The organism is uncultured Rhodoblastus sp., from assembly GCF_903903185.1.
In the GTDB taxonomy this organism is placed as follows: domain Bacteria; phylum Pseudomonadota; class Alphaproteobacteria; order Rhizobiales; family Beijerinckiaceae; genus Rhodoblastus.
In genome coordinates, this window is sequence record NZ_CAIUXT010000230.1 from 1 (window position 1) to 23,788 (window position 23,788).

Genomic DNA, 23,788 nt, shown 5'->3' on the forward strand with positions numbered 1-23,788 from the left:
TCTGATCGTCGGCCTGCGTCCGACCCCCGATCAGGAGCGCGAAGGTCTCGACATCGCCGAACATGGCGAAAAGGCCTACAACTACTGATCGAAGCCTAAATCCAACATCAATCGGCGGCGGGGAAACCCGCCGCTTTTTTTGTCGTGACTTCGCGCAGCAATGCGTCGATGGTCGCGACCCGTCCCGATCGACGAATTCATTGCAACAAGCAGGAAACCATGCCGAAAGACTCCCGGCTGACGACACGTTCGCGGCGCATTCACGCCTTGAGCATTTTCGTATTTCCATGAAACAAGAAAAAAATGTTACTAGGTCATGACCTTCCGAAAACAGGCGTCAATTGGTGACCAGCTTGTAGGTTTCGCCCAGCCGCAGCGCCGGGCTTTCCAACTCATTGAGCAGCAGAAACTGGTCGAGCGAGCGGTCCACGCCGGTCATTTTCGCGGCCAGCGACTCGGCGCTGTCGATCGGCCCGGCGATGGCGAGGCGCAGATGCAGCGGCTGCGCCCGCGCCGCCTCTTCCGGCGTCATCGGGGCGAAAGAGCGGATCGACCGGATGAAACGCTCGTCCGCCTCCGGCGTCAGCGCTTTAACGGCAAAAATGATGCGGTAGAAATCTTCATGGAAGGCGATGACGGCGACGCGAAAATTCCATTCGCCGGCGCGCGCATGGGCCAGTACAGTAGGCATGCCGTTGATTTCGGCAGATTGGATCGACGATTCCAGCAAACCGTCGATCCAGCCCGAATTCAGATATTCGGCCAGCGTCTTGCCTTGAGGCGTGCGAACGCTGTCGAGCCGCAAGGCCTCGGCGCCGCCATCCGCCACGCCGAGCACGGCCTGCGAAGAATTTTCCAGAACGAATCCCTCTGGCGCCTCGAAGGCGAAGCCGAGGCGCGGATGAATGAATTTGCGGCCCCTTATGGCGCCTTCGGTGGGATCGTCGCCGAAAGCCATGCCGCCGATCGCCGCCAGATAGGGCGCCCGCGCGGCCTCGCCCAGCCCCGGCCCTCCGATCTGCCGCGCCGCCTGCAAGGCGGCGTCGATACGCTCCGGCGTCGAGGGATGGCTCGCGAGAAAATCCGGTTTTTCGGCGCCCTTCTGGCCCATCAGCGAGGCGCGGAAAGCGCTGGAGCGGGCAAGAGATTTCAGGAAGCGCGAGCCGCCGAAGGGATCGTAGCCGGCCCGCGCCGTCACGCCGATCCCGATCTGGTCGGCGTCCAGCTCCTGTTGGCGCGAGAAGCCGGCGATGGTCATGGCGGAACTCGCCTCGACCTCCTTCCCCTTCTGCCGGCTCTGGATCACGCTCGCCGCCTGGGCGATCACCGCCGCCTTCTTTTCCTGCTCGGCGCGCAAAAACGCATGGCGCGCCGTGACATGGGCGATTTCATGCGCCATCACCGCCGCGACTTCCGATGTGTCATTGGCCAGGGCGAGCAATCCGCGCGTGACGAACAGGTCGCCGGAGGGCAAGGCGAAGGCGTTGACGACGCCCGAATTGAGAATGGTCACGCGATAGGGCTGGCCGGGCGTCTCGCTGGCTTTGGCCAACCGGACCAGCACGTCGTTGAGATAGTTCTCCGCCCTTGGCCAGCGATATTCGCCGCCATAAAGCGCGATCAGTCTTTTGCGCTCGGCTTCATTGGGCGACTCCGCCAGCGTTTTCGGGGCGGCCTCGGGGGGTGAAGGGGCGACCGGCGGGATGGAAACATCCGGCCCGCCGCCCTGGCGCTCCAGCGTCGAGCAACCGGCGAGCAGCAGCAGCGCGGCGGCAACAGCCCCTCGCGCCAAATCCTGTCGCGTCTTGGCCTGCCACGTACACGCCGCCGGGCGCCCCCGCGTCCCTTTACCCCCTACTGCCGCCATTCGCGCCCGTCGCCCTGTCGAAAACCTTTGCCGCCCGGATCGGAAAAGGCATGTCCTTGAAAATTGCGCCCGACTTTCGCGCGACGCCGGCTCCAAGCGTGAGCCAAAGGCCGAACCACACGTCGAACCCGTGTCATCTGCGGTCTTCCATAAACTCGATTTGATCGGGATGGAACAATTCGATTTGCGGCGCAGCCCCAATTTCCACCACGCCGCGCACGCGGATCGATTGATGAAGCAGGTTTTTCTCGGCCAGTCCGGCGCGATCGAACAGGGGCAGAAGGCGCCGGGCGATGGTCAGGGAAAAGCCGCCGCTTCCTGCGCCAAAATTGAGGTAAAGACGCGGCGCCGTATGGCCGATGCTGGCGATGCGACCCTCGACCAAAGTCACAATCCCGGCGCGGGCGGCGAGATTTGCGCCGTCTCCCGGCGAAATTACGGCGAACTCCGGATCGGCCCAGATCCCGAGACGGTCGCCGCGCGCCGCCGCTTCCGCCGCCAGCAGCGCCTTGCGGCAGGCGCCCGATTCGCCGTTCGCCGACGCGCCGCTCGCCATCACGAGGCCCGAGACGGCGAGGATTTCCTCGACCGATTCGGCCTCGCCTTCGACGAACAGCCGGGCTGGAATCCGCCCCCAGCGATCCCGCACTCCCAGCGCAATAAGGTCGAGACTTTTGCCCTCGAGCAGCGAGGTCAGTTCCTCGGCGACATGTTTTGGCCGCTCGGGCTCGATGGCGGTCGCGCGCGGCGGCTCCAGCGTCGGAAAATAGACCCTGCGGCCATCGGCCAGAATAATTTCCAACCTTTCATCGACGCTGGCGAAGAGCGCTTTTTCGTGCGGGGCGGCGGCATCGCAAGCCGGAACCTCCGCCGCTCGACCCGCGCGCGGCGGGACGGCGAGACAAAGCGCCAGGGCGACGAGGATGAAACAGCGCATTTTCATGACGCCGCCAGATTAAACCCGCCGCGGCGGCGCGCCATGGCTTTTTTGCCCGGAGGTTTTTCAGCCGGAATTTTTGTGGTAGGGGAGAAGCGCCTCCGGGCGGCTGGCGCGAATCTACGCCCGCCCGGACCGTGTCCCGGTAGCTCAGCAGGATAGAGCAACGGTTTCCTAAACCGTAGGTCAGGGGTTCGAATCCCTTCCGGGACGCCATCTCCCTGTTTTTCTTTCTTTTTCGTCATTGGCCCGAAGCCAAAGCTCGGTCCGATATTTGTGTTCTTTCGGCCACATTGTTTGAGTTTTTTCTGACCGGCGTTATGGAAATTCCTGCAAGATTAGACATAAATACGTTTTAACTCAGTGACTTAGCCCATTAAGCGCGGTCGGCGCGGCATAGGGTCGGCAGGCGGGGGCCTTTGCCGGGCTTGCACTCTTTCCTTGTTCCGATAGGACTGAGGGCAATCCGAATTGCGTTTGCCGGGGGCTTCATGTTTCAATTTTCCAAACTCAGTTCGGCGCCGGACGCGCGCCGCGCGTCTTCGCGTCCGGAAGCCGCAAAACGCCGCTTCTATCTGTCGAGCGTGTCGATCTTCGCACTGGCGCTCGCCGCCCAGTCAATCCCGTCGCCGGCCTCGGCGCAGACCTGGAATGGCGGCCCGGGAGCCTGGGGAACCGCCGGCAACTGGAACTCTCCGGCGACCGTTCCCAATGCGGTTGGCGCGACCGCCACGTTCGGCAATCCTTTCGCTTCCACCATCTACCCCGTCAGTCTCTCGGGCGGTCCCTACACGATCGGCACACTGAACCTTACCGGCCCGCAGAACGTTGGCGGCTACACCTTTGGCGGCGGCACGCTGATCATGCAGGTGGCGGCAGGATCGGCTCAGATCAATGTGCAGACCAACGCCGGGGTTGCGGATTTTGGCTTTAGCGCCCCCGTCACCCTCCAGTTGAATTCGAATACGGTCGCCAACACGAGTTCTGGCGCCACGCTGGGATTCACTTCGCAAGCCAGCATCACGGGTTTGGGCGGCCTGACCTTCACGGGCGCCGGGACGACCACTTTTGCCGGCGCCAACTCCTATTCGGGCGGAACGACCGTCGCGTCAGGCTTCCTGACCCTCTCGGGCGCCGGAACGCTGGGCGCGACGACGGGCGTTTTGGCGGTCACGGGCGGCACGCTGAACCTGGGCGGCACGACGCAGACCCAGGATGGCGGCGTGACGGTCTCGGGCGGCGGCACGATCCATGACGGAGTCTTGATCAGCGCCCTGGGCATCACCTCGTTCGCCGGCGCAATCGGCAACGTCAGCGGAACCAATGTCACGGTGACAGGAGGAACCACTCTTTTCTACGGGTCGAACTCGTTTGGCGCGGTGACGATTAACGCTGGCGCTACGCTGATCAACAATGGCGTGACGGCCGACGACCTGAACAATTCGGGAATCGTCGTCAATAACTCCATCTATAACGCCAATATCGCGTCGAATACTGGAACCATCACCAATTCCGTCGGCGCGAACTGGGTTGGCAATGTCAACGCCGGCGCCAATGTTGCTGGCGGGTTGATTACCAACCAGGGAACCTGGACCGGAACCGGCAACAACGCCGGAGGGACGATCGACAACCAGGCGACCTGGACCGGTTCCATCGTCAACACGACCGGAACCTTCACCAATTCGGGGACGGTTTCCGCCGGCGTGACGAATGCCGCAACCTTCAACAATAATGCGGGCGGCGCCGTCACGGGCGGCGTGATCAACAACGCCGGCGGCGTAACCTATAATTATGCGGGCGCCACGATCGACACGGCGACGGTCAACGGCGGAACGCTCGTGAACAGCGGCGGCGCGATCACCGGCCCGGTGACCAATAATGCGGGCGGAACGTTTTTCAACAACGCCTCCGGCACGGTTGGCGGCCTCCTGACCAACTCGGGTTTAGCGAACAATAATGCGGCGCTGGACGCGGGCGTCAGCAACAGCGGCACGTTCAATAACAACAGTGGCGCCACGGTCGTCGGTGGCCTGACCAATAACGCCGGCGGCGCCTCGACCAATAATTTCGGCGGCACGATCGACAACGCGACGGTCAACGCCGGATCGCTTTCGAACTCCGGTCTGATCACCGGGACGGTGACCAACGTCGCCGCGTTCTTCAACAATGCAACCGGCATAGTCAACGGCCATCTGAACAATTCCGGTACGACCAACAACTCCAATCAACTGAACGGCGGCGTCGACAACTCGGGGACATTCAACAACAACGCGGCCGGCGTCGTCGTCGGCGGCCTGACCAATCTCTTCGGCGGCGCCTCGACCAATTTTGCCGGCGGTACGATTGACACGGCGACGGTCAACGCCGGATCGTTGTCGAACTCCGGCGCGATCACCGGGGGGGTGACCAACGCCGGGACGTTCTTCAACAACGGAACCGGCACGGTCGGCGGCCTGCTGTCCAATTCGGGTACGGCGAACAACTCCAATCAGTTGAACGGCGGCGTGCTCAACAGCGGGACGTTCAACAACAACGCCGGCGGCGTCGTTCTCGGCGGCCTGGACAATCTCCCGGGCGGCGTCTCGACCAATTTTGCCGGCGCCTCGATCGATGCCGCGACGGTCGACGGCGGAACGCTGTCGAACTCCGGCGCGATCACCGGGGCGGTGATCAATTTCGCGGCGTTCTTCAACAACGCCGCCGGTGTGGTCGGCGGCCTGCTGACCAATGCCGGAACGGCCAACAATTCGAATTTGTTGATTGGCGGCGTGGTCAACAGCGGGACGTTCAACAATAACGCGGGCGGCGTCGTCGTCGGCGTCGGCCTGATCAACAACGCAGGCGGCCTGTCCACCAACTTTGCCGGCGGCACGATCCTCACCGCGACCGTCAACGGCGGGACGCTGTCGAACAGCGGCGCAATCACCGGAGCTGTGACCAACGCCGGGGCATTTTTCAACAATTCGACCGGCACGGTCGGCGGGCTGCTGACCAATTCCGGCTCGGCGAACAACAATAATCAATTGAACGCCGGCGTGCTCAACAGCGGGACGTTCAACAATAACGCGACTGGCGTCGTCGTCGGCGGCCTGACCAACGCCGGCGGCTTGGCGACTAATTTTGCCGGCGGGACGATCGACACGGCGTCCATCAACGCCGGCACGCTGTCGAACTCCGGCGCGATCACCGGAGCGGTGACGGTGACCAACGGCGCGACGTTCTTCAACAACCCGACCGGCGTCCTCAACAGCGGCCTGACCAATACCGGCACATTCAACGCCCAGGGGACCCTCAACGGCGCGATCAACAACAACGCCGGCAATTTCAACGTCACCGGAAACTTCAACGGCAACGGCGTATTCACCAACGCGCTGGGCGCCAATCTGAACGTCAACGCCGGAACCTACACCAACACGGCGGCGGGTCCGGGCGCGATCACCAACAACGGCGCGATCAACGTCGCCAATGGCGCGACCCTCTCGGCTCTTGCCGGCGTCACCAATAATGTGACCGGCACGATCACGGTAGCCCTCGGCGGCACGGTCAACGACGCCCTCAACAATGCCGGAACGGTCACCAACAGCGGCACCTATAACGCCAATGTCGCGACCAACACCGGGACGATCACCAATACAACAACCGGAATTTGGAACGGCAATGTCGCCTCTAGCACCGGAACGATCAACTCCAGCAATATATGGAACGGCAATATCGCCAATTCCGGAATATTGAATGGAACCGGGACGATCAGCGGCGCCGTCAATAATGCGGCGGGCGCCAGTCTGAACGTGGTCGCCCCCGGACAGATCGGGGCGCTCACCGTCGGTTCGCTGGCCAATCAGGGCGCGATCAGTCTCCCTAACGCCTCGTCCAACAACAAATTGGTGGTGCAAAACGGCTATGCCGGCGGCGGATCGATCTATATCAGTTCGCTGTTGAACGCCCGGTCGTCGAGCCAGTTGATCATCCAGGGCGGGCCCGTGTCGGGCGCGACGACCCTTTTCATCAACACCAACAACACGACGGTCGCCTACCACGCGGATACGCCGGTCGTGACCGGCGGCGCCGGAGGAACTTTCACCGTCGCCAACGCCTTTGCGACGACCTCGCCCAGCCCCTTCGCCATTCCTGGGGCGCAGCTGATCGCGGCCCCCTCCGGCATCCTGCAGGAATGGCTGGGTCAGGCCACGCCCGGCAATTATGTTCAGCGCGTTGTCGTCAACGCCTCGGCCGTCGGCAATCTGATGGGCTCGGTCAGCGGCATGCTGTCGACCTTGAACGAAGTCTTCACCGAACCGGCTTCGGCCTTCATCACCGGTCCGCACGATCCCAAACCCGATACGTTCTCTATGGGCGCCTGGGTGCGAACCCGCGCCGCCGGCTTCACCACCAAGACTGCCAGCGTCGTTCAATCCCAGGGGCTGGGCGCCGCCGCGCAATCGGTCAGCGCCACCACCAATTCGTCGATCTCCGGCTTCCATGGCGGCTTTGACTTTGGCCTTTACAACATCGCCAACACCAACTGGAACGCCAACCTTGGCTTGCATGGCGGCACGGTCAGCGGCTCCAGTTCCTCCGGTCCGACCAGCATGACGCTGGAAGCGCCGTTCTACGGCCTCTATGGCGCCTTGACCAACGGCGTCTACTCCTTCGACGTTCTGGTCCGCCGCGACCTTTACATGATGAACGTCTATTCGTCCCAGGGCCTGATCGCCAATAATTCCAATTCCGACCGGGGCAATGGCTGGAGCGGCATCGTCAACGGTCAATATCATTACAATATCGGGGAAACCGGCTGGTACGCGGAACCTTCGCTGGCCTTCCTGTGGTCGAACGCGCAGGTCAATCCGCTTGCAGTCAATGCCCCCGGCTCCACCGGGAACAACGCGATCCAGTGGAATAATTTCGAGAGCGCGACCGGCCGCGCGGGCCTGCGCGTCGGCACGGCCTTCCAGGCGACCAGCGACCTCATCGTGGCGCCCTACAGCACCTTGTCGGTCTGGCACGAATTCGCCGGCAACAGCTTCAGTTCGCTCAACCTGACGACCGGGTCGGACAGCACCAATGTCACCGTCTCGACCAACCGAATCGGCACCTTCGGCCAGTTTGGCCTAGGCTCCGCCTTCTCCTCGCCGTTGCCCGGCCTCTCGGGCTTCGTGCGCGGCGACGTGCGGTTCGGCCAAAGGATGAGCGGCGAAGCGATCAACGCAGGCCTGCGCTGGCAGTTCTGACGCCCAATCGCGCCAACCGGAATCCAGGAAAAAGAGAGCCGCGGGGCTCTCTTTTTTTGAGTTGCCGGGCTGCTTGCGCGCCCTGCTGAAGCTGGAAGGAAAAAAGCGGGCGCGATCCCACAAGCCGCGCCTTTTTTAAGAATCGCCGAACCGTCCGAGAAGTTTTAAGATTCAGGAAGCTCCGTGGATGGCGATGGGAAACGGCAAGTGCGATGGGTGATCGTGAGCCGCGATTACACGCAAATCAAGACCCAAATGGCTGCGGCTGCTGCCTGAAACTCGTGCATTCGTATGTTTCGAGAAAACATTAGAATGCTCAAATCATCTATTTAACTGCGTATTCTTATCCAAAAAGTCTCCAATTTGTTGGGAATATGCTCTAGCGAGGAAGCACATGCCGACGATCTATGATCGCGTCCGCTATCCGAACTGGCCAAATACCCGGACCCATCCGGCAAGGACAGGCGCATTGGCGCAGTTGTTGGGGCGAAAATGCGCGCCCTTCACCCGCTGCCGCGTGCTGGAAATCGCGTGCAGCGAGGGCGTCAATATCGCCAGCATGGCGGTGGGGGCGCCCAATTCCGAATTTATAGGGATAGATATTGCCGAATCGGCGATAGCGCGCGGCGCCGAGACGATCCGCTCAGCCCGCCTCGACAATTTGAAATTGCGGCTGGCCGACATCCGCGATGAACAGGCCGTCGAAGGCGAATTCGATTACATCATCGCGCACGGCGTCTATTCCTGGGTCGCCGCCGATGTGCGCGCCGCCTTGCTGGCGATGATCGGGAAAAAGCTGTCGGCCAATGGTCTGGCCTTCATCAGTTATAATGTCTTTCCCGGCTGCCGCGTCCGCGAAACGATCCGGGATTATCTGCGCTATGCGCTGCGCGACATTGCCGATCCGCAGGAGCGCATGGCGGCGGCGCGCTCGGCTCTGGAATATCAGATGTCGGGTTGGTCGGACGACAAGCCTTTCCAGAAAGCCTTGATTGAGGCCGCGGAAAACAATCTGGAGCGGCCGATCGAAGTGCTGTTTCACGATGAAATGGGCGAGGTCTGGGAGCCGCAATTCCTTACCGATGTTTGCGCTGCCGCACGGGCGCAGGGGCTCGAATATCTCGCCGACGCCCATCCTTCCGTACTTAACGACGGGTTGTTTCCTTCGGTCCGCTTCGACGCGGCGCGAAAGCAGACGGGCGGCGACTGGGTGAAATTCGAACAATTGCTTGATTTCACCGACATGCGGCCGTTTCGCTGGTCCTTGTTCTGCCGAAAGGCTGAGAAAATCGAGCGCATCGCGACGCCAGACCGGGTGGTCGGGCTTTACGCTTCCGCCGATCTGACGGCGGCGCCCGGCCCTGGCAAAAAGGCCTTTGCATTCCGCGAGAAAAGCGGCGTCGAGTTCGAGACCGACGACGAAAAACTCGGCGGTCTGCTCGACGGGTTAACCCGGGAACCGGCTGTGCAGCTCGACGATTACGCGGCGTTTCCCGAAGCGGTCGAAGCGCTGTTGCGCCTTTACGTCAACAGTGCGGTGACGCTCTCGACGCAACCGCCGATCTTCACGCTGACGCCGGCAGAAAAACCGCTGGCCAGTCCGCTGGCGCGGGCCCAGGCGCGACGCGGCGAAGCAGTGCTCGCAGCCCTCAACCACAAGCCGGTGCGGATGGAAGACCCGTTCTGGAACGTGTTTTTGCAACAGTTGGACGGGACGCACACACATGAGGATCTGGCGCAGTTCCTGTTAGCGCAGGCGGGCAAGACGATCGAGGAGGCGCGCCGGATGATGCCGGACGCGCTGAGGGAAGTGGCGGGAAACAGGTTGTTGATGCGGTGAGCTTGCGCCTTGTTCAAGCAGCGTCGGACGTCGTCCACATCTTGCCGGTCTTCATCGGAAATTGTCCTGGGGGTGGCGTTGGCCATGCAGAACCAGTCCCTTCCATCAGCTAGGCCCGAAACAATTCGCCCCATTCCTTTTGCCAGACATTGTCGGGATCGATCACCACGATCGCCAGCTTGAGGTCGTTGGCCAGTTTGACCGCGCCGCGAAAAGCATCTCGCGCGGGAACGTCGCCGCTATCGACGCCGCCGGGCAGTCTTCCCTCTACGGCGGAGTGAGGGACCCGGACGCGGCCGGTCTGACCTTCCGGCGATTGCGCCAAAGACAGGTTCAGGGCGTCGTCCTGCAGCTCATCGACCTGTTCGAAACGATTGACGGTCATGGCGCTCTCCAATGATTTTTCCTGGCGTCAAACATACCTGCCAAAATAAGCGCTTCCCGGCGCAACCTGTTCTGCAACCCAGAATAGCAGGCCCGGTTCCACGATGCGCCATTGCGGGATGCCGCCACCCGGCGGATAGGGCGTTGGCCCCTGCGCCGGATCGAGCGGAATGACTTTGGCGAGACGTTCCGGACCGGAAATTCGGAATACCTCGCGGATGATCTTCTGTTTCAGGCGCGTCATATCGAACCCTCCGGCGCGCAGGGATTGCTCGGCCGTCAGGCCGCCGGACGAGTTCAGATGGCCCAGAGGCACACCTCCGGACATTTGCGAATAGCCCATGAATTCGAAATCCGCTGGCGTGGGCGTTTGTTCGAGAAACAGCAGCCAGTAACCCCCATCGAGCCGGCCCTTGGCGTAGCCCAGGCTGGCTTCCAGTTCGTTCGTCGTCCTGCCGCGCAGGAACAGCGCCTTGGTGACGAAGCCGGTCATTCGAACCCGGGCATTGAGAGCAAGCGCCGCTGTCATGGCTTCGTCACAGATCACCGGCCTGTCGCTTCATTGCGGTCCTTCGGCGCCCGATTCCGGCGCGCCTTGCGGCGTTCCGGTTGGCGCCTCGGAGCCTCCCCAGGAATAGGAATAGGCGTCATTTTCAATCCTGACCCGCGCCTGCGTCAATTCCTCCTTGGCCAGCGAGCGTTTCAGGAATTCACGCGAGAGCGCCGGCAGCAGCGTATTGGTGACGATGTTGTCGATGACGCGGCCGCCGGAATCCGGGTCGTTGCATTGCGCGACGATGTGAGCGACCACGGCGTCGTCATAGGAAAAATCGGCCTTGTGGTTGTCGCGGATTCGCTTGCCGATGCGGTCGAGTTGCAGGCGCACGATGCCCGACAGCATCTCCGGCGACAGCGGGAAATAGGGGATGGTGACGATGCGCCCGAGCAGCGCCGCCGGAAACACCTTTAAAAGCTCGGGCCGCAGCGCGGCGGCGAGCGCTTCGGGATTGGCCAGAGTGTCCGGGTCCCGCGCCATTTCCATGATCAGGTCCGTGCCGACGTTCGAGGTCAGGATGATCAAGGTATTCTTGAAATCGATCCGTCGTCCGGTGCCGTCTTCCATCACGCCCTTGTCGAACACCTGGAAGAAAATCTCGTGCACGTCGGGATGCGCCTTCTCGACCTCGTCGAGCAGGATGACGCTGTAAGGCTTGCGCCGCACCGCCTCGGTCAGGCGGCCGCCCTCGCCATAGCCGACATAGCCCGGAGGCGCGCCCTTCAATGTCGCGACCGTATGCGCCTCCTGGAATTCCGACATGTTGATGGTGATGATATTGGTCTCGCCGCCGTAAAGTGCTTCTGCCAGCGCGAGGCCGGTCTCGGTCTTGCCGACGCCCGAGGGGCCGCAGAGCATGAATACGCCGATCGGCTTGTTCGGGTTGTCGAGCTTGGCGCGGTTGGTCTCGATCCGCTTGGCGATCATCGCGAGGCCATGGCTTTGCCCGATCACACGGCGATTGAGGATTTCCGGCAGGCGCAGGACGTTTTCGATCTCGTCCTTTACCATCTTGCCGACGGGAATGCCGGTCCAGTCGGAAACCACCGAGGCGACCGTCTGTTCGTCGACATGGGCGTAAATCATTCTCTTTTCGGCGTCGATGCCGTCGAGCGCCGTGAATTTTTCGTTCAACGACACGCGGGTCGCTTCCTTATCGGCGCTTGTCCTAACGGCGCCTTCATCGGGCGCCGCGAGAATTTCCCGCAACGAGCGGATTTCCTCGACGATCTTCTGTTCGGATTCCCACGCCGCCTCGAACGCCGCCAGCTTTTCGCCGGCCGCCTTGGCCTGTTCGTCGATTTCGGCGATTCGCGTCTCGTTGGGAGCGCCGAGATCGCGGTCGGAGACAAGAGCGGCTTTCTCCTGCTCCAGCGCCGAAATTTCGGCGCGGGCGTCGGCTATGGCCGCCGGGGTGGCGCTCTGGCTGATGGCGACGCGCGCGCAGGCGGTGTCGAGCAGACTCACCGCCTTGTCGGGCAATTGCCGCGCCGGAATATAGCGGCTGGACAGGTTGACCGCCGCGACAATCGCCGCATCGGAGATGCGCACCTTGTGGTGCTTTTCCATCGGCGCCAGAATGCCGCGCAGCATCTGGCAGCAGCGGGCGATATCGGGTTCGTCCACCAGAATCGGCTGGAAGCGCCGGGTCAAGGCCGGGTCTTTTTCGATATATTGCCGGTATTCCGCCCAGGTCGTGGCGGCGATGGTCCTCAGCGTGCCGCGCGCCAGCGCCGGTTTCAGCAGATTGGCGGCGTCGCCCGTGCCGGCCTGGCCACCGGCGCCGATCAGCGTATGCGCCTCGTCGATGAACAGGATGATCGGTTGCGGCGAACTCTGCACTTCGTCGATGACGGAGCGCAGCCTTTGCTCGAACTCGCCCTTCATCGAGGCGCCCGCCTGCATCAGGCCGACATCGAGCACGCACAGGCGCACGCCGCGTAGCGCCGGCGGCACGTCATTGGCGGCGATCCGCTGGGCGAAACCCTCGACCACCGCCGTCTTGCCGACGCCGGCTTCGCCGGTAAGGATCGGGTTGTTCTGGCGGCGGCGCATCAGCACGTCGATCAGCAGGCGAATCTCCTCGTCGCGGCCAAGCACCGGGTCCATTTCGCCGGCGGCCGCCTTCGCCGTCAGGTCCTGCGAATAGCGATCCAGCGCGGTTTGCCCGCGCGGGCCGGCCGCCGCCGCCGCGCCCGGCGTCCCCTCCGCCCGCAGTCCCGAGCCATCCATCGGGCGAAGGTTCTCTTCTTCCGAATCCGCCCAGATTTTCGCATATTCATTGGCCAGCTGATCGACGGCGATCTTGGAAAACTCCGGCGAGAGGGCGATGAAGGCGCGGCGCAGTTCGGTCGATTTGAGACCGCCGGACAGGATATGGCCGGTGCGGATTTGCGTCTCGCCGAAGAACAGGGTCGCGTAATGCCAGCCCCTGTCGAGCAGATCGACGATGGTGTTGGAGACGCCGGGCATTTCGGTTTCGTTCTTCTTGAAACCTTCGACGACGCGGGAGACGTCTGAGGCGAGCCGCGCCCGATCGAGCTTGAAATGGTCGCAGGTCAGAGCGAGGTCGCTGCGGTCGTTGCGCAGTATGTGAAAAATCCAGTGCGCCAGTTCGACGTTGCGGTTGCCGGCGCCCTTGGCGTGCCTGAGCGCCTGAATGAAGGCTTCATAGCCGATTCGGTTCAGCTTGCCGGTCACCGCTTCCAGACTGATATCAGTCATCCTGACCCCCCGCCAAAATTCTTATGGATTAATCGACATCAGCTTCGCGCTTGCGCCGCATGCGCTCCGCCGGATGGAAAAGCGCGTCGCAGCGATATCCCGTCGCCGACAGATCGGGCGACAACCAGGAGGTCCAGCCGAGTTCTCCCGATTTGCCAAGGCAAATATTCTGTATCTTCGTCGCCGGGATCGCCAGTTCGACGTCCCAGTCCAATTCCTCGCCCAAATAGAAGAAAACAAGATCGACCAGAGGTTCGCAGCGGTCGCCTTCCGGCAGGAAGCGCTTGTATGCGATGAGGTCGGGCGCGTAGATGCGAATGCGAATCTTGTCCTCGACGCTGTAAAACGTGCGCCCGAGCATGGTGTCGACTCCGAGCGCGGAAAGATTCGCGCCGAGCCGCGTGCAATCGTCGCTCGCCAATTGCAGCCGCGAACCGACGAATTCCTCGACCTCGACTTCGACCCCGAACAGGCCACGAATAGCGCCGCGAAGCCGCGAGGCCGATTTGGCCTTGGCGCCAAGCAGGCCGGCGTAGCCGAGCTTGGCGCCGTCGGGGACGCTGTCGAGATCGCGGAAGGGGGCCGATCCTATGCCGACCGCCGAACCTATATAGGCGTGGAAGCGGTCCTCCGCTGGCCGGTCATGCTGGGCCGCAGGTCGCGAATCCGCCCATGCCCGGAAGAAAAGCTGAAGAAACCGGTGGTTGATTATGTCCAGAAAGCGCGGGAAGGCGTCGTCGCGCGCCAAAAGCCAATAATGGGCCTCCTCGGTCGTCGCCAGCGGCAACGCGCCCTGGGGGCCGAGCAGACCCAGAAACTTGACCAGAATCTCGATCCGGCCGTCGGGGCGCTTCGAGAGCTTGCTCAAATTGGAGGCCGGGAAGTTGAAATAGGGATCCTGGCCGAGCAGAACCAGTTCTTCGCGGCGCGAGCTTGCGTCGCCGATGCGCGGCTTGGCCATCGAAGTCCCGTCGGCCCCGGCGCCGTCCGGCCGGCGCTCGATGCGCCGCAATGAATCGAAAAAATCGAAACGCCAGGGCGCCTCTTCCAGCTCGCTAATCGAGGTCATGCGAGCCTCCTCAAGCCCGCCCGAACCGGCCAGCGCGCGATTTCGCCGCGATCGAGGCTGCGGACGGTCGTTTGGGTGAAATGATTGAGACTGGCGTATTCGCCGAAGAAACGATCGAGCACGGCCCCGAGCAGAAAGGCCCCGGTTCCCTCGAAAGCCTTTTCGTCGATGGTCACGATGATTTCGAGGCCCCGGGCGGCGCCCACGCCGCCTGCGCGCCGCATCCGCCGCACAATCGGTTTCGAATCCACGCTCTGGACGCCTCGGATGCGGCGTTCCGTCGCGCTGTCGCTGATGTCGGCGAACATCGCCAGCAATTCGCGCAGCGCATGGGCGTTGCGTCCGGCCCCGCGTTCGACGAGCCCGAGATGATTGAGGCTGAGCATGTTGATCAGCCGCCAGGTGACGACTCCGGCGCTCGCCGTTTCGCCCCGTCCGCGCAATTGCGCGACGATCGGCTCGCGGGGCCGCGTCGGCCCGGCGACGCAGGTCAGCGCCAGTTCGGAGCGATCGAGCAGTCGGAAATCCGCGCCGCCCTGGCCGACCGGCAAATGTTCGGTGAGATGGCGATTGGAGCAAAGTGCTCTCAGGCTCAGTTCCGCGACGGAGCGATCGTCCTCCAAGCCCGCCGGTTCGACGAGCGTGACGAACATGTCCGTTCCGGTGTAATTGGACGCCGCGCCGTACCGGCGCTCCTGCTGCGATCGTCGGCGCGGCAGACGCCTCAGCGTGAAGTGGAGGTCCGGCTGGCCGAAGCTTTCCTGCGTGGCGGAATAAAGCGGATAGACTTTGAGCTTGTCCCGCTCGCCTCGATAATGCGCGAAGACGTCAAGGAGCCGGTGCGGCTCGTAGTCGAGAGTGCGGCTGCGGTCCGGCACGATATGGTATTCATGCTGGCTTCGATTGACCGGAATGCGGTCGAGCGTCTTTTCAAACAGGTTGATCGCCGGCGCGGCGTAAAGCGCAAACATGCTGACGTCGGCGGACGCCGCCAGACGCGTGTTGATCTCGTCAAAGGTGATGAGAATATCGACCGTTTGCGCAGGGATTCGGGCGAACAGCTTTTGCAGACCGGACAGCCGGAATCCCAGGAACTTTCGGGGAAATACGAAATACTCGCGCAACAGATCGAAGCCCGTAAAAATTCTGTTGTCATTCGGGAACAATGGGTCGTCTCGGTCGAAGCCGATCTGCGAGACACATTCCGGCAAGGCCGGAACGATCACCGGGTCGCCGAACGTATCGAGGTAGCGAAAATGCACGCCGACGCGATTGGCGAAGATTTGTTCATAAAGCGCCACGGCGTCGGCTTCGGGACCGACCAGATGGAAAGTGAGATCCTCGGTCTTGCATCCGACGAATTGATGCTCCGGTTTCGTCGCGCTTTCGGTCTCGCGCGCCTCTTCCCTGGCCGCCGTGCGGTGAACAAGGGTCAGGCGCAGTCCCGCGAGCACATTGGGGCCGGTGGAAAGACCCAGCGCCTGGAGCGGACTGGGCGTCGGGAAATATTGCGCCGCAAGAAGATCGAAGGGCCAGACCTCTATTTCCGCCGTGAGCCGGAACCGGCAGGCGATCTGACGATCGAGCTCCTTGTAGCTCGCCTCGAGATAGGAATTTCGCGGAATCTTCTGTCCATTGCGCAGGGTCGGATCGCCGAAAGGCGGCGCGACGCGCATGAGCACGCAGGAGGGCGTCGGCGCGAGATAATGCGGAACCAGCTGCTCGATCAGATTATTGCTGAACTCTGGAAATTCGTGCTTCAGTTTCAGTTGCACGCGCGCGGCGAGAAACGCCGCTCCTTCAAGCAGTCCCGCTATCATCGGGTCGGTGCGTTCCGCGAGAAGTCCGCCGAGACGTTCGGCGATACCGGGGTATTCTTCGGCAAATTCCCTGGCGTGCTCGTTTAGCAATTGCAATTCGCGATTATAATGATCCAGAAACTCGCGATCCATCGCGTCAGAGCCGGCTGAGCGTGATTTTGCCGCTGTCATATTCGACATCGGCGACAAATTCGACCGGCACGTTGATCGGGTTGCAAATGAGATCGCCCTGAACGCTGAAACGCAGTTTCAACGCCGTTTTATCGGCATTGTCGTCACGATGAACCTTGATGGTGTTTCGCAATAGGCGCGGTTCATAACGAGCCAGGGCGAATTCAATTTCGCGCGTGACTTCCGCGACGCCGGCTTCGTCGATGGTGCGATGCGCCATGTCGGGAATTCCATAGTTCAAAATCGACTCTTTGACTGCGGGGAAAGGCCCGAGATCCTGCGTCGATTCAAGGGCAATGGCGTTCATCAGCTGTTCGAGATCGTGTTTGACTTCCCGGCGCAGCACCATTTCGGTAATGGCGAAGCGTACGGCAATGCGCCGCGAAGCGATCACACGCTCGCCGCCCTGGTCGCGTAAATCCAGAGCGTGTTTTGCATCCTTTTGTTCGTGCGCGCTTCGAAAAGCGAACATCAGAGGCGGACTCAGCCGGTTCTTTCGCTCGGCGTTCGACATTTTGAAACCCAAGCCTGTTTGCTGAAACTGCAGTCGCCTCCAGGACGGGAGCGGATATCCAGGCCAAGTTGACGACCGCCTGTCGGAACTTCATGGACCTCAAGACATCGAAACGGCGCGGATGGCCGGTCCACCTTCCGTTCGCCGCAACCCGCCTCAGACCTTCTTGTTTGCCTTGACGTCCCATCCGGTCTTGACCGAACCGCCGAGGGTGCCGTCCGCCTTCTGCTCTTTATAGTCGAATTCGATCTTGGCGAAATTGAGCGAGACCGACTCGCTCGGCAGCGTCGTTCCGCCCTGGGAATCGGACACCTGGTAAGAGGAAACAAGAACATCGCTGAGCGTGATCTTGAAATATTCCTGCTGCTCCTTGCCCGCCTTGCGAAAGGTGACTTCCGCCTTCTTGATATGTTCGCCGCTCGCCGACGCCAGAAACAGCTTGGGCGAGGATTTGTCCGAATGTTTGGTGAAGTGGACGTCCTGAAAACTGGCCTTTCCGACGCCGCCGCCGCCACCCGCACTATAGGATCCAGTCTGGGACAAGCCAAAACTGAAACTCTGAACGTCGATTTCATTCTTGTGCTTGTCGTCGTGCGACTCGCCTTCGATTCCATCGATTTTGATAAAGATGTCAACAGCCATGGCGCTCTCCCAATGTCTTCATGTCTCTGGCGGCGAAACGTCGATTTCAGATTTTCGCGCCGGGCAGCCGCGAAACCAGGCTGAGCCCGATATCCATCGCTTCCAGCTGATAATGCGGCCGCAAGTAGAATCGGGCGCTGTAATAGCCGGGGTTGGTCTCGTCTTCGAACACCTCGACGCGCGCGTCGGCCAGCGGCAATTTGGCCTTGGTGCTCTCGCTGGAGTGCAGCGGATCGCCATCGACATATTGCATGATCCATTCCTGCAGCCAGATCCGCAACCCTTCCTTTTCCTTCGTCGCGCCGACCTTGTCGCGCACCATGCATTTCAGGTAATGAGCGAAACGCGATACCGCAAACATATAGGGAATACGGGCCGAAAGATTGTCCGAGGCGGTCGCCTCGACGCCGTTCTTGCCCTCGTAGACTTTCGGCTTGTAGACCGACTGCGCGCCAATGAACGCCGCCTTGTCGGTATTCTTGCGGTGAATGATCGGGATCAGTCCCGACTTCGCCAGTTCATGTTCCCGGCGATCGCTGATGGCGATTTCCGTCGGACATTTCAGGTCGACGCCGCCGTCGTCGGTCGGAAAGGTATGGGTCGGCAAATTGATTACTTCACCGCCCGACTGGACTCCACGGATCCGCGTACACCAGCCATATTCCTTGAAGGCGCGATTGACATTGACCGCCATCGAATAGGCGGCATTCATCCACGCATATTTTTCGCCTTTGTGGCCGTCGGTGTCTTCCTCGAAGGCGAAAGCTTCGACCGGCTCGGATTTGGCGCCGTAAGGCACGCGCGCCAGCACGCGCGGCATGCACAGTCCAAGATAGCGAGAGTCCGCCTGATCGCGCACGCCTTTCCAGGCCGCATAATCCGGCGTGTCGAACAGTTTCGACAAATCGCGCGGATTCATCAGCTCGTTCCAGCTGTCCATGCCCATCAGGATCGGGTCCGCCGCCGCGAACAGCGGCGCGTGCGCCGCCGAGGCGATTTTGGACAGGTCGCGCATCAGTTGCACGTCGGCGGGCTGATGGCTGAAATAATAGTCGCATACGATGGCGCCATAGGGATGCCCGCCGAGCTGCCCGAATTCGGACTCGTAAATCCGCTTGAACAGCGGACTCTGGTCCCAGCGGGCGCCCGGATAAAGCCGGAGATTCTTATAGATCTCGGACTTCGAGACATTCATCACCTTGATCTTGAGCTGGGCGTCCGTCTCGGAATTGAAGACCAGATAGTTCAGCCCGCGCCAGGCGCTTTCGATTTTCTGAAATTCCGGCGCGTGGATGATCTCGTTGACCTGCTCCGTCAGCTTCGCGTCCAGTTTGGCGATCATGCTCTCGATCGTATCGAGCACGTCGTCCTTGACGACCGATTCGTCGGCCAGCGCCTGTTTGACCAGCGTGGCGACGGCATTCTCGACTTCAGTGGCCGCGCGCTCGGTCCTTGGCCGAAAACTTTGTTTCAAAAGCGATGAAAAATCATCGATTTCGCGCGTCTCACCCTGTGCGTCCCGAGCTGTCGGGTTGGCTTCAGTCGGCATTGCATGGCCCCCTCAAATCATTATTCGGCATTGCCTTCAGGTGGAGCTTTGGCGAGTTTTTCTCCAAGCGCGGCCATCAGCGACGGATCTTTCAATAATTTTTTCAATTGATCTTCAGCAGCGGCCTTGCCATCCATATAGCGCATCAGATTGGCGAGTTGTTCCCGCGCTTCCAGCAATTTTGCGAGCGAGGGCACTTGCCGCGCGACCGAGGCAGGGGAAAAGTCTTCCATTTTTTTGAATTTAAGCTTTACCGACAGCTTTTCGCCAGCTTCGCCAAGCTTGTTCTCGACGCGAAAACTCGTTCCTGGTTCGATCGCCGCCATACGCTGTTCGAAATTGTCCATGTCGATATCGAGGAAGGTCCGGTCACCGACGTCCGGCTTGGCGACATCGGAAGAATCTCCCGACAAATCGGCCATCACCGCCATAACGAAGGGAAGTTCGATCTTCCGCTCGGCATCATAGGGATCGTCGTAGGCAATGTGGACACGGGGTACGCGATTGCGCCGAATGAAATTCTGGCCGCTGTCCGAGCTCATGGCGAACAGTCCTCCTGAAACGCTTCCACGGGTTCGGACGATCCGAACCGGAATTTCTTCATGAGCATCGCCGCATTTTACTTCGGCGTCAATGCGCGGCAAACGTTTTCGTTCAGGTTCCGTCAGGCGCTTTGAGCGCGCCTGAAGGAAGTAGTTCCTTCAATAGTGTCATAAAATCCATAGCCGAGATTTTTCGCGCGCGTTCGCACAGGAACGGCACCGGACTGGAGGGCTCGCACCGGGCATAATAAGCCTCGATCTTGAGCAAGGCGGCGTTCGCGGAGGCGCGGTCCCTGATGTCGAGGGCTTCCGGTGGGTCATCCGCCGCGGTCAATGCCTCCTCCCCGATCTGCTCCGAAAGTCTCTGGATCGGCAGATCGAAGGTCTGGCCCTTGCCGATGCCGATCATCGCCTGATCGAAATGATCGGGAACGAGAATGCGCATGACCTGGACGAAATCCTTCCCCACCAGTTGCTCGGCCTGTCTGACCAGCAAAAGAGAGGGACTCGAGGGTTCCGAGCGCGCAAAATAACGCGCCGTTCCGGCCAGCGCGGCGGCGACGGCGCCGAGCGTGGCGATGGCGTCGGCCGGCCCGGCCGCGGCGGGAAGCGAATCGGATTCGGCGTCCGAAGGCGTCGTGGACGACGTCTCGTCCGCGTGCAGCGCCGAGCCGGGGTCGCGCCGCGCGACAATGTCTTCGAGGAAATCGAGGATCTGCTGGCTCAGCTGTTGCAGCAAGTCGAGCCGGATCGACTGTTGATGGCCGAGCCGATCGATCGTTACCGTCTTGATGGTTTCCGCGGCCTGGACGAGCCGCGCGAGCCGGTCGCGCTGGGCGATCAAATCTTCGAGAGCAATGTCCATGAAAGCGCGATCGATGGTCGTGGCGTCCGGAACCTCCTCGCCGTCGCGCGGCTCCAACCCCTCGGACAAAAGTTTGTGACGAAACGTCAGGGCGCCGGAACGTGGGTGCCGGATCAGCGGGGTGAACTGCAACGGCAGGCAGATATGCGTCATATCGTCCAGCGCTTGCAGCGACGCCAGACGAAAAGAGAAATCGCCGTCTTCGGCGCGCGGATTGATCTCTTCCCAGCGCGCATCGAGCAGCCGCGCCAGCGTATCAACGCTATCGACCAGATCCGGCAGATTGCGATCGAGCGCGGCGAGTTTCGCCAGCACGACCAGCACGCGAATATCCCTTGTGCGCTGCAAGAGCTGGCGGGCGGCGGCGATTTCCGCCTGAAAATTCAGCGCCCCGCGTTCGAAGGGCCGCTCCCGTTCGCCATCGGCGTCGCGCTTGAAAAACGTCCCCGGCAGAATCCCTTCCGCGCGGGCGAGAAAATTCATGAAATCGGCGTCGCCTTCGAGATCGAGATCGGGGCCGCATGCGCTTTCGCTCGAAATCGGCTGGCTGAGCTCGTCGAATAGCGAAAGGGTCATTGTCACTCACGCTTAAGAACACAGGCTCTACGACGCGCTCGACTATGGGCAAATGGTCCTATATCGTCAACCCGGTGGCGGATATGCCCTTTGCGCGGCGGACAGCATGTCACAACTGCTTCAGGAAAATCGGCCCGGCGAATTCAACAGTCCCCTCGGCAAGGACAAGCTGTCGCTGACGCGTTTCGACGGTTCGGAAGGAATAGGCGAGCTCTTCGAATATCGCGTCGAGGCGGTGAGCAGCCAGGACAATATCGACTTCGATTCCGCGCTTGGGCACAATTGCTGCGTGACCCTCAAGACCAAGAGCGGTCCCGACCGCCATTTCAACGGCGTTCTCGTCGAAGCGCAATGGGTCGGCTCCACCGAGGATCTCTTCATTTATCGCATGGTTTTGCGACCTTGGCTCTGGCTTTTGTCGCGCACGTCGGATTGCCGGATATGGCGCGACGAGAACGCCCTCGACGCTCTCGACATCATCAAGCAAGTGTTTCGCGACCGCGGCTTCACCGATTTTCGGGACTCGACGACATCGGGTTTTCCAACCCAGGAATATTGCGTCCAATATCGCGAGACAGACTTCAATTTTGTCAGCCGATTGATGGAAAAGCACGGGATTTACTATTTTTTCGAACATTCGCAAGACCGTCACCTGCTGGTGCTCGCCGATTCGAAATCGTCGCACAAACCGGTTCCCGGCCATGCGGCCACGCCCTTTTTCGGCGCCGCGCAAACGCGTCGCGATCAGGAGAATTTCAGTCGCTGGACCGCGGAGCGGCGTTTCCGGACCGGCAAATATGATTTGAATGACTATGACTTCAAAAAGCCCGGCAAAAACCTGGACGTCAACAAGTTGGCCGGGTCGAAATATAATAAAGGCCAGCTGGAAATCTATGACTATCCAGGGGCCTATATCGAGCAGAGCAATGGCGAAACCTTCGCCAAGGTGCGTCTCGACGCGGATCAGGCGCAGGACCGTCGCCGCCATGCGACGGGAAACGCCATCAGCCTCTTCCCCGGCGGGCTGACGAAGCTGGAGCGTCATCCGACCGCCGCCGAAAATGTCGAATATCTGGTTCTGCGCGCGTCCCATTCCTATGTCGCGCAACATTACAGGTCGAAGGGCGAGGGCGAGGACGATTATTCCGGCGCCTATGAATTGCTCGATTCATCGATTCCCTATCGCTCGCCCCTGGTGACGCCGAGGTCGGTGATCCACGGTCCGCAAACGGCGCGCGTGGTCGGAAAGGACGGGGAGGAGATCGACGTCGACGAATTCGGTCGCATCCTGGTGCTGTTTCACTGGGACCGCAAGCAGAAGAAATCCTGCCGCGTGCGCGTCGCCCAGGTCTGGGCGGGCAAGCAATGGGGCGGCCAGTTCATCCCGCGCATCGGAATGGAGGCGGTGGTCGAATTTCTCGAAGGCGATCCCGACCGTCCGCTCGTGGTCGGAACTGTTTATAATGGCGACAACAAGCATCCCTATGACCTGCCCGAAAGCAAGACGCAGTCGGGAGTCAAAACGGACTCCTCGCTCGGACATAGCGGATATAATGAATTCATGTTCGACGACAAGAAAGACTCCGAAACGATCCGGATGCAGGCGCAAAAGGACCATGAAGTCAAAATATTGAACTCGGAGACTTGGGAAATCGGCTCGAAATTCCAGGGCGGCAAAGGGGCTTCGCGAAAAACCACGCTGGTCCAGGGAAGCGATTCTGTGACGATCCAGTCCGGCGACCAGACCATCGAGGTGCAGGCCGGCGATCAGACCGTTACGATCTCGGGCAATCTGAAGACCAGCGCGGATATGGGGATCAAGCTGACCTGCGGCGCGAGCTCGATCGAAATGACGCCGACCGAGATCAAGATCACCTCCGGCCATGTCGCGATTTCCGCACCGAAAATCGATTGGAACTGAGCCCATGAGCCGGGTCCGCTTCGCCACGGTGCGGGACCTGTTCTCGTCCTTTTCCACCGCCGCGACGGAAGTCGGCGAGGAAACCAGCGACGAGGACTCGCTCCTGTACATCCAGCGCTGTCTGTCCGAAGGGCGTCTTGAGCCGGCGCTGGTCTATTGCGCCTATCTGCTGCCGCGGCGCGAAGCCGTCTGGTGGACCTGTCTGGCGCTGCGCGATCTGACCGATCCAAAGCCGACGGAGCGCGCATGTCTGACGCTGGCGCGCGAATGGGCGCTGAAGCCGGAGGAGTCGCGGCGTCGCTCGGCGCTCGAGCGGGGGTTGGAGACCAGCGCCAAACTGTCGGGGGCGTGGGTGGCGCTGGCGGCCGGCTGGTCCGGCGGCAGCATAGCGCCTTTGGGCGCCGCGCCCATGCCGCCGTCGCCGGCGGCGACCGCGCAAGCCTTGCGTGTGGCTCTGCTTTCCGCCGCGCCGAGACTGGCCAGCGACCGGAAACAGGCTATCATGGCCTCATGGGTCCAAACGGCGTTGCGGACGTTGAAAGAAGGCGCCCAGTTCGTCTGAGGCCACCGGACGATCGGT

16 protein-coding genes and 1 tRNA gene are annotated in these 23,788 nt (G+C 61.3%); 5 read left to right on the forward strand and 12 right to left on the reverse strand.

Translation table 11 applies throughout. The features are described 5' to 3' along the window. Nucleotides 1-337: 337 nt before the first annotated feature. Both QZY01_RS21135 and QZY01_RS21140 read right to left on the reverse strand, forming a co-directional pair. Complete coding sequence (locus QZY01_RS21135) at nucleotides 338-1,792, reverse strand: M48 family metalloprotease (protein WP_294541172.1); 1,455 nt, start codon at nucleotides 1,790-1,792, stop codon at nucleotides 338-340. 208 nt (nucleotides 1,793-2,000) lie between these two features. Continuing rightward, on the reverse strand, nucleotides 2,001-2,810 hold the full coding sequence (locus QZY01_RS21140) for a thermonuclease family protein (protein WP_294541174.1): 810 nt from the start codon (nucleotides 2,808-2,810) through the stop codon (nucleotides 2,001-2,003). A gap of 133 nt (nucleotides 2,811-2,943) precedes the next feature. On the opposite strand from QZY01_RS21140, the gene QZY01_RS21145 reads away from it, so the two are divergent. From QZY01_RS21145 to QZY01_RS21155, 3 genes are all read left to right on the forward strand, one after another. Further along, nucleotides 2,944-3,020 (forward strand) — tRNA-Arg (locus tag QZY01_RS21145). Between the two features lie 275 nt (nucleotides 3,021-3,295). Then, nucleotides 3,296-8,035: a hypothetical protein gene (locus tag QZY01_RS21150; protein WP_294541176.1), complete on the forward strand. Its 4,740-nt coding sequence runs from the start codon at nucleotides 3,296-3,298 to the stop codon at nucleotides 8,033-8,035. A 394-nt stretch (nucleotides 8,036-8,429) separates the two neighbouring features. After that, the gene (locus QZY01_RS21155; RefSeq protein WP_294541178.1) at nucleotides 8,430-9,875 is read left to right on the forward strand and encodes a class I SAM-dependent methyltransferase; all 1,446 of its coding nucleotides are present in this window, start codon (nucleotides 8,430-8,432) and stop codon (nucleotides 9,873-9,875) included. A gap of 109 nt (nucleotides 9,876-9,984) precedes the next feature. Here the strand turns inward: QZY01_RS21155 and QZY01_RS21160 are convergent, their stop codons facing one another. From QZY01_RS21160 to QZY01_RS21205, 10 genes are all read right to left on the reverse strand, one after another. Beyond that, nucleotides 9,985-10,260, reverse strand: coding sequence for a hypothetical protein (locus QZY01_RS21160; RefSeq protein WP_294541180.1), 276 nt, complete (start codon nucleotides 10,258-10,260; stop codon nucleotides 9,985-9,987). A 27-nt stretch (nucleotides 10,261-10,287) separates the two neighbouring features. Beyond that, nucleotides 10,288-10,788, reverse strand: a complete 501-nt coding sequence (locus QZY01_RS21165; RefSeq protein WP_294541182.1) for a hypothetical protein — start codon at nucleotides 10,786-10,788, stop codon at nucleotides 10,288-10,290. A 30-nt stretch (nucleotides 10,789-10,818) separates the two neighbouring features. Beyond that, on the reverse strand, nucleotides 10,819-13,539 hold the full coding sequence (gene tssH / locus QZY01_RS21170; protein ID WP_294541183.1) for a type VI secretion system ATPase TssH: 2,721 nt from the start codon (nucleotides 13,537-13,539) through the stop codon (nucleotides 10,819-10,821). 28 nt (nucleotides 13,540-13,567) lie between these two features. Beyond that, on the reverse strand, nucleotides 13,568-14,608 hold the full coding sequence (gene tssG / locus QZY01_RS21175; protein WP_294541185.1) for a type VI secretion system baseplate subunit TssG: 1,041 nt from the start codon (nucleotides 14,606-14,608) through the stop codon (nucleotides 13,568-13,570). Further along, a complete protein-coding gene (gene tssF, locus QZY01_RS21180) occupies nucleotides 14,605-16,560 on the reverse strand; it encodes a type VI secretion system baseplate subunit TssF (RefSeq protein ID WP_294541187.1) in 1,956 nt (651 codons plus the stop codon). The genes tssG and tssF overlap by 4 nt, the downstream gene beginning before the upstream one ends. Before the next feature lie 4 nt (nucleotides 16,561-16,564). Next, nucleotides 16,565-17,071: a type VI secretion system baseplate subunit TssE gene (tssE, locus tag QZY01_RS21185; RefSeq protein WP_294541189.1), complete on the reverse strand. Its 507-nt coding sequence runs from the start codon at nucleotides 17,069-17,071 to the stop codon at nucleotides 16,565-16,567. Nucleotides 17,072-17,269: 198 nt separating this feature from the next. Further along, a complete protein-coding gene (locus tag QZY01_RS21190; protein ID WP_294541191.1) occupies nucleotides 17,270-17,755 on the reverse strand; it encodes a type VI secretion system tube protein Hcp in 486 nt (161 codons plus the stop codon). A gap of 46 nt (nucleotides 17,756-17,801) precedes the next feature. Beyond that, nucleotides 17,802-19,304 (reverse strand): type VI secretion system contractile sheath large subunit, encoded by a 1,503-nt coding sequence (gene tssC / locus QZY01_RS21195; RefSeq protein ID WP_294541193.1) that lies wholly within the window; start codon nucleotides 19,302-19,304, stop codon nucleotides 17,802-17,804. A 20-nt stretch (nucleotides 19,305-19,324) separates the two neighbouring features. Continuing rightward, nucleotides 19,325-19,846 carry a type VI secretion system contractile sheath small subunit gene (gene tssB / locus QZY01_RS21200; RefSeq protein WP_294541254.1) on the reverse strand — a complete coding sequence of 174 codons (522 nt, stop codon included), beginning with the start codon at nucleotides 19,844-19,846 and terminating at the stop codon, nucleotides 19,325-19,327. 112 nt (nucleotides 19,847-19,958) lie between these two features. Further along, nucleotides 19,959-21,287, reverse strand: a complete 1,329-nt coding sequence (locus tag QZY01_RS21205; RefSeq protein ID WP_294541195.1) for a type VI secretion system ImpA family N-terminal domain-containing protein — start codon at nucleotides 21,285-21,287, stop codon at nucleotides 19,959-19,961. A gap of 106 nt (nucleotides 21,288-21,393) precedes the next feature. Here QZY01_RS21205 and tssI point away from each other — a divergent pair, with 106 nt between their 5' ends. Beyond that, nucleotides 21,394-23,208, forward strand: coding sequence for a type VI secretion system tip protein TssI/VgrG (gene tssI, locus QZY01_RS21210; protein WP_294541197.1), 1,815 nt, complete (start codon nucleotides 21,394-21,396; stop codon nucleotides 23,206-23,208). 4 nt (nucleotides 23,209-23,212) lie between these two features. Beyond that, on the forward strand, nucleotides 23,213-23,770 hold the full coding sequence (locus QZY01_RS21215) for a hypothetical protein (protein WP_294541199.1): 558 nt from the start codon (nucleotides 23,213-23,215) through the stop codon (nucleotides 23,768-23,770). The last annotated feature ends 18 nt before the right edge of the window (nucleotides 23,771-23,788 follow it).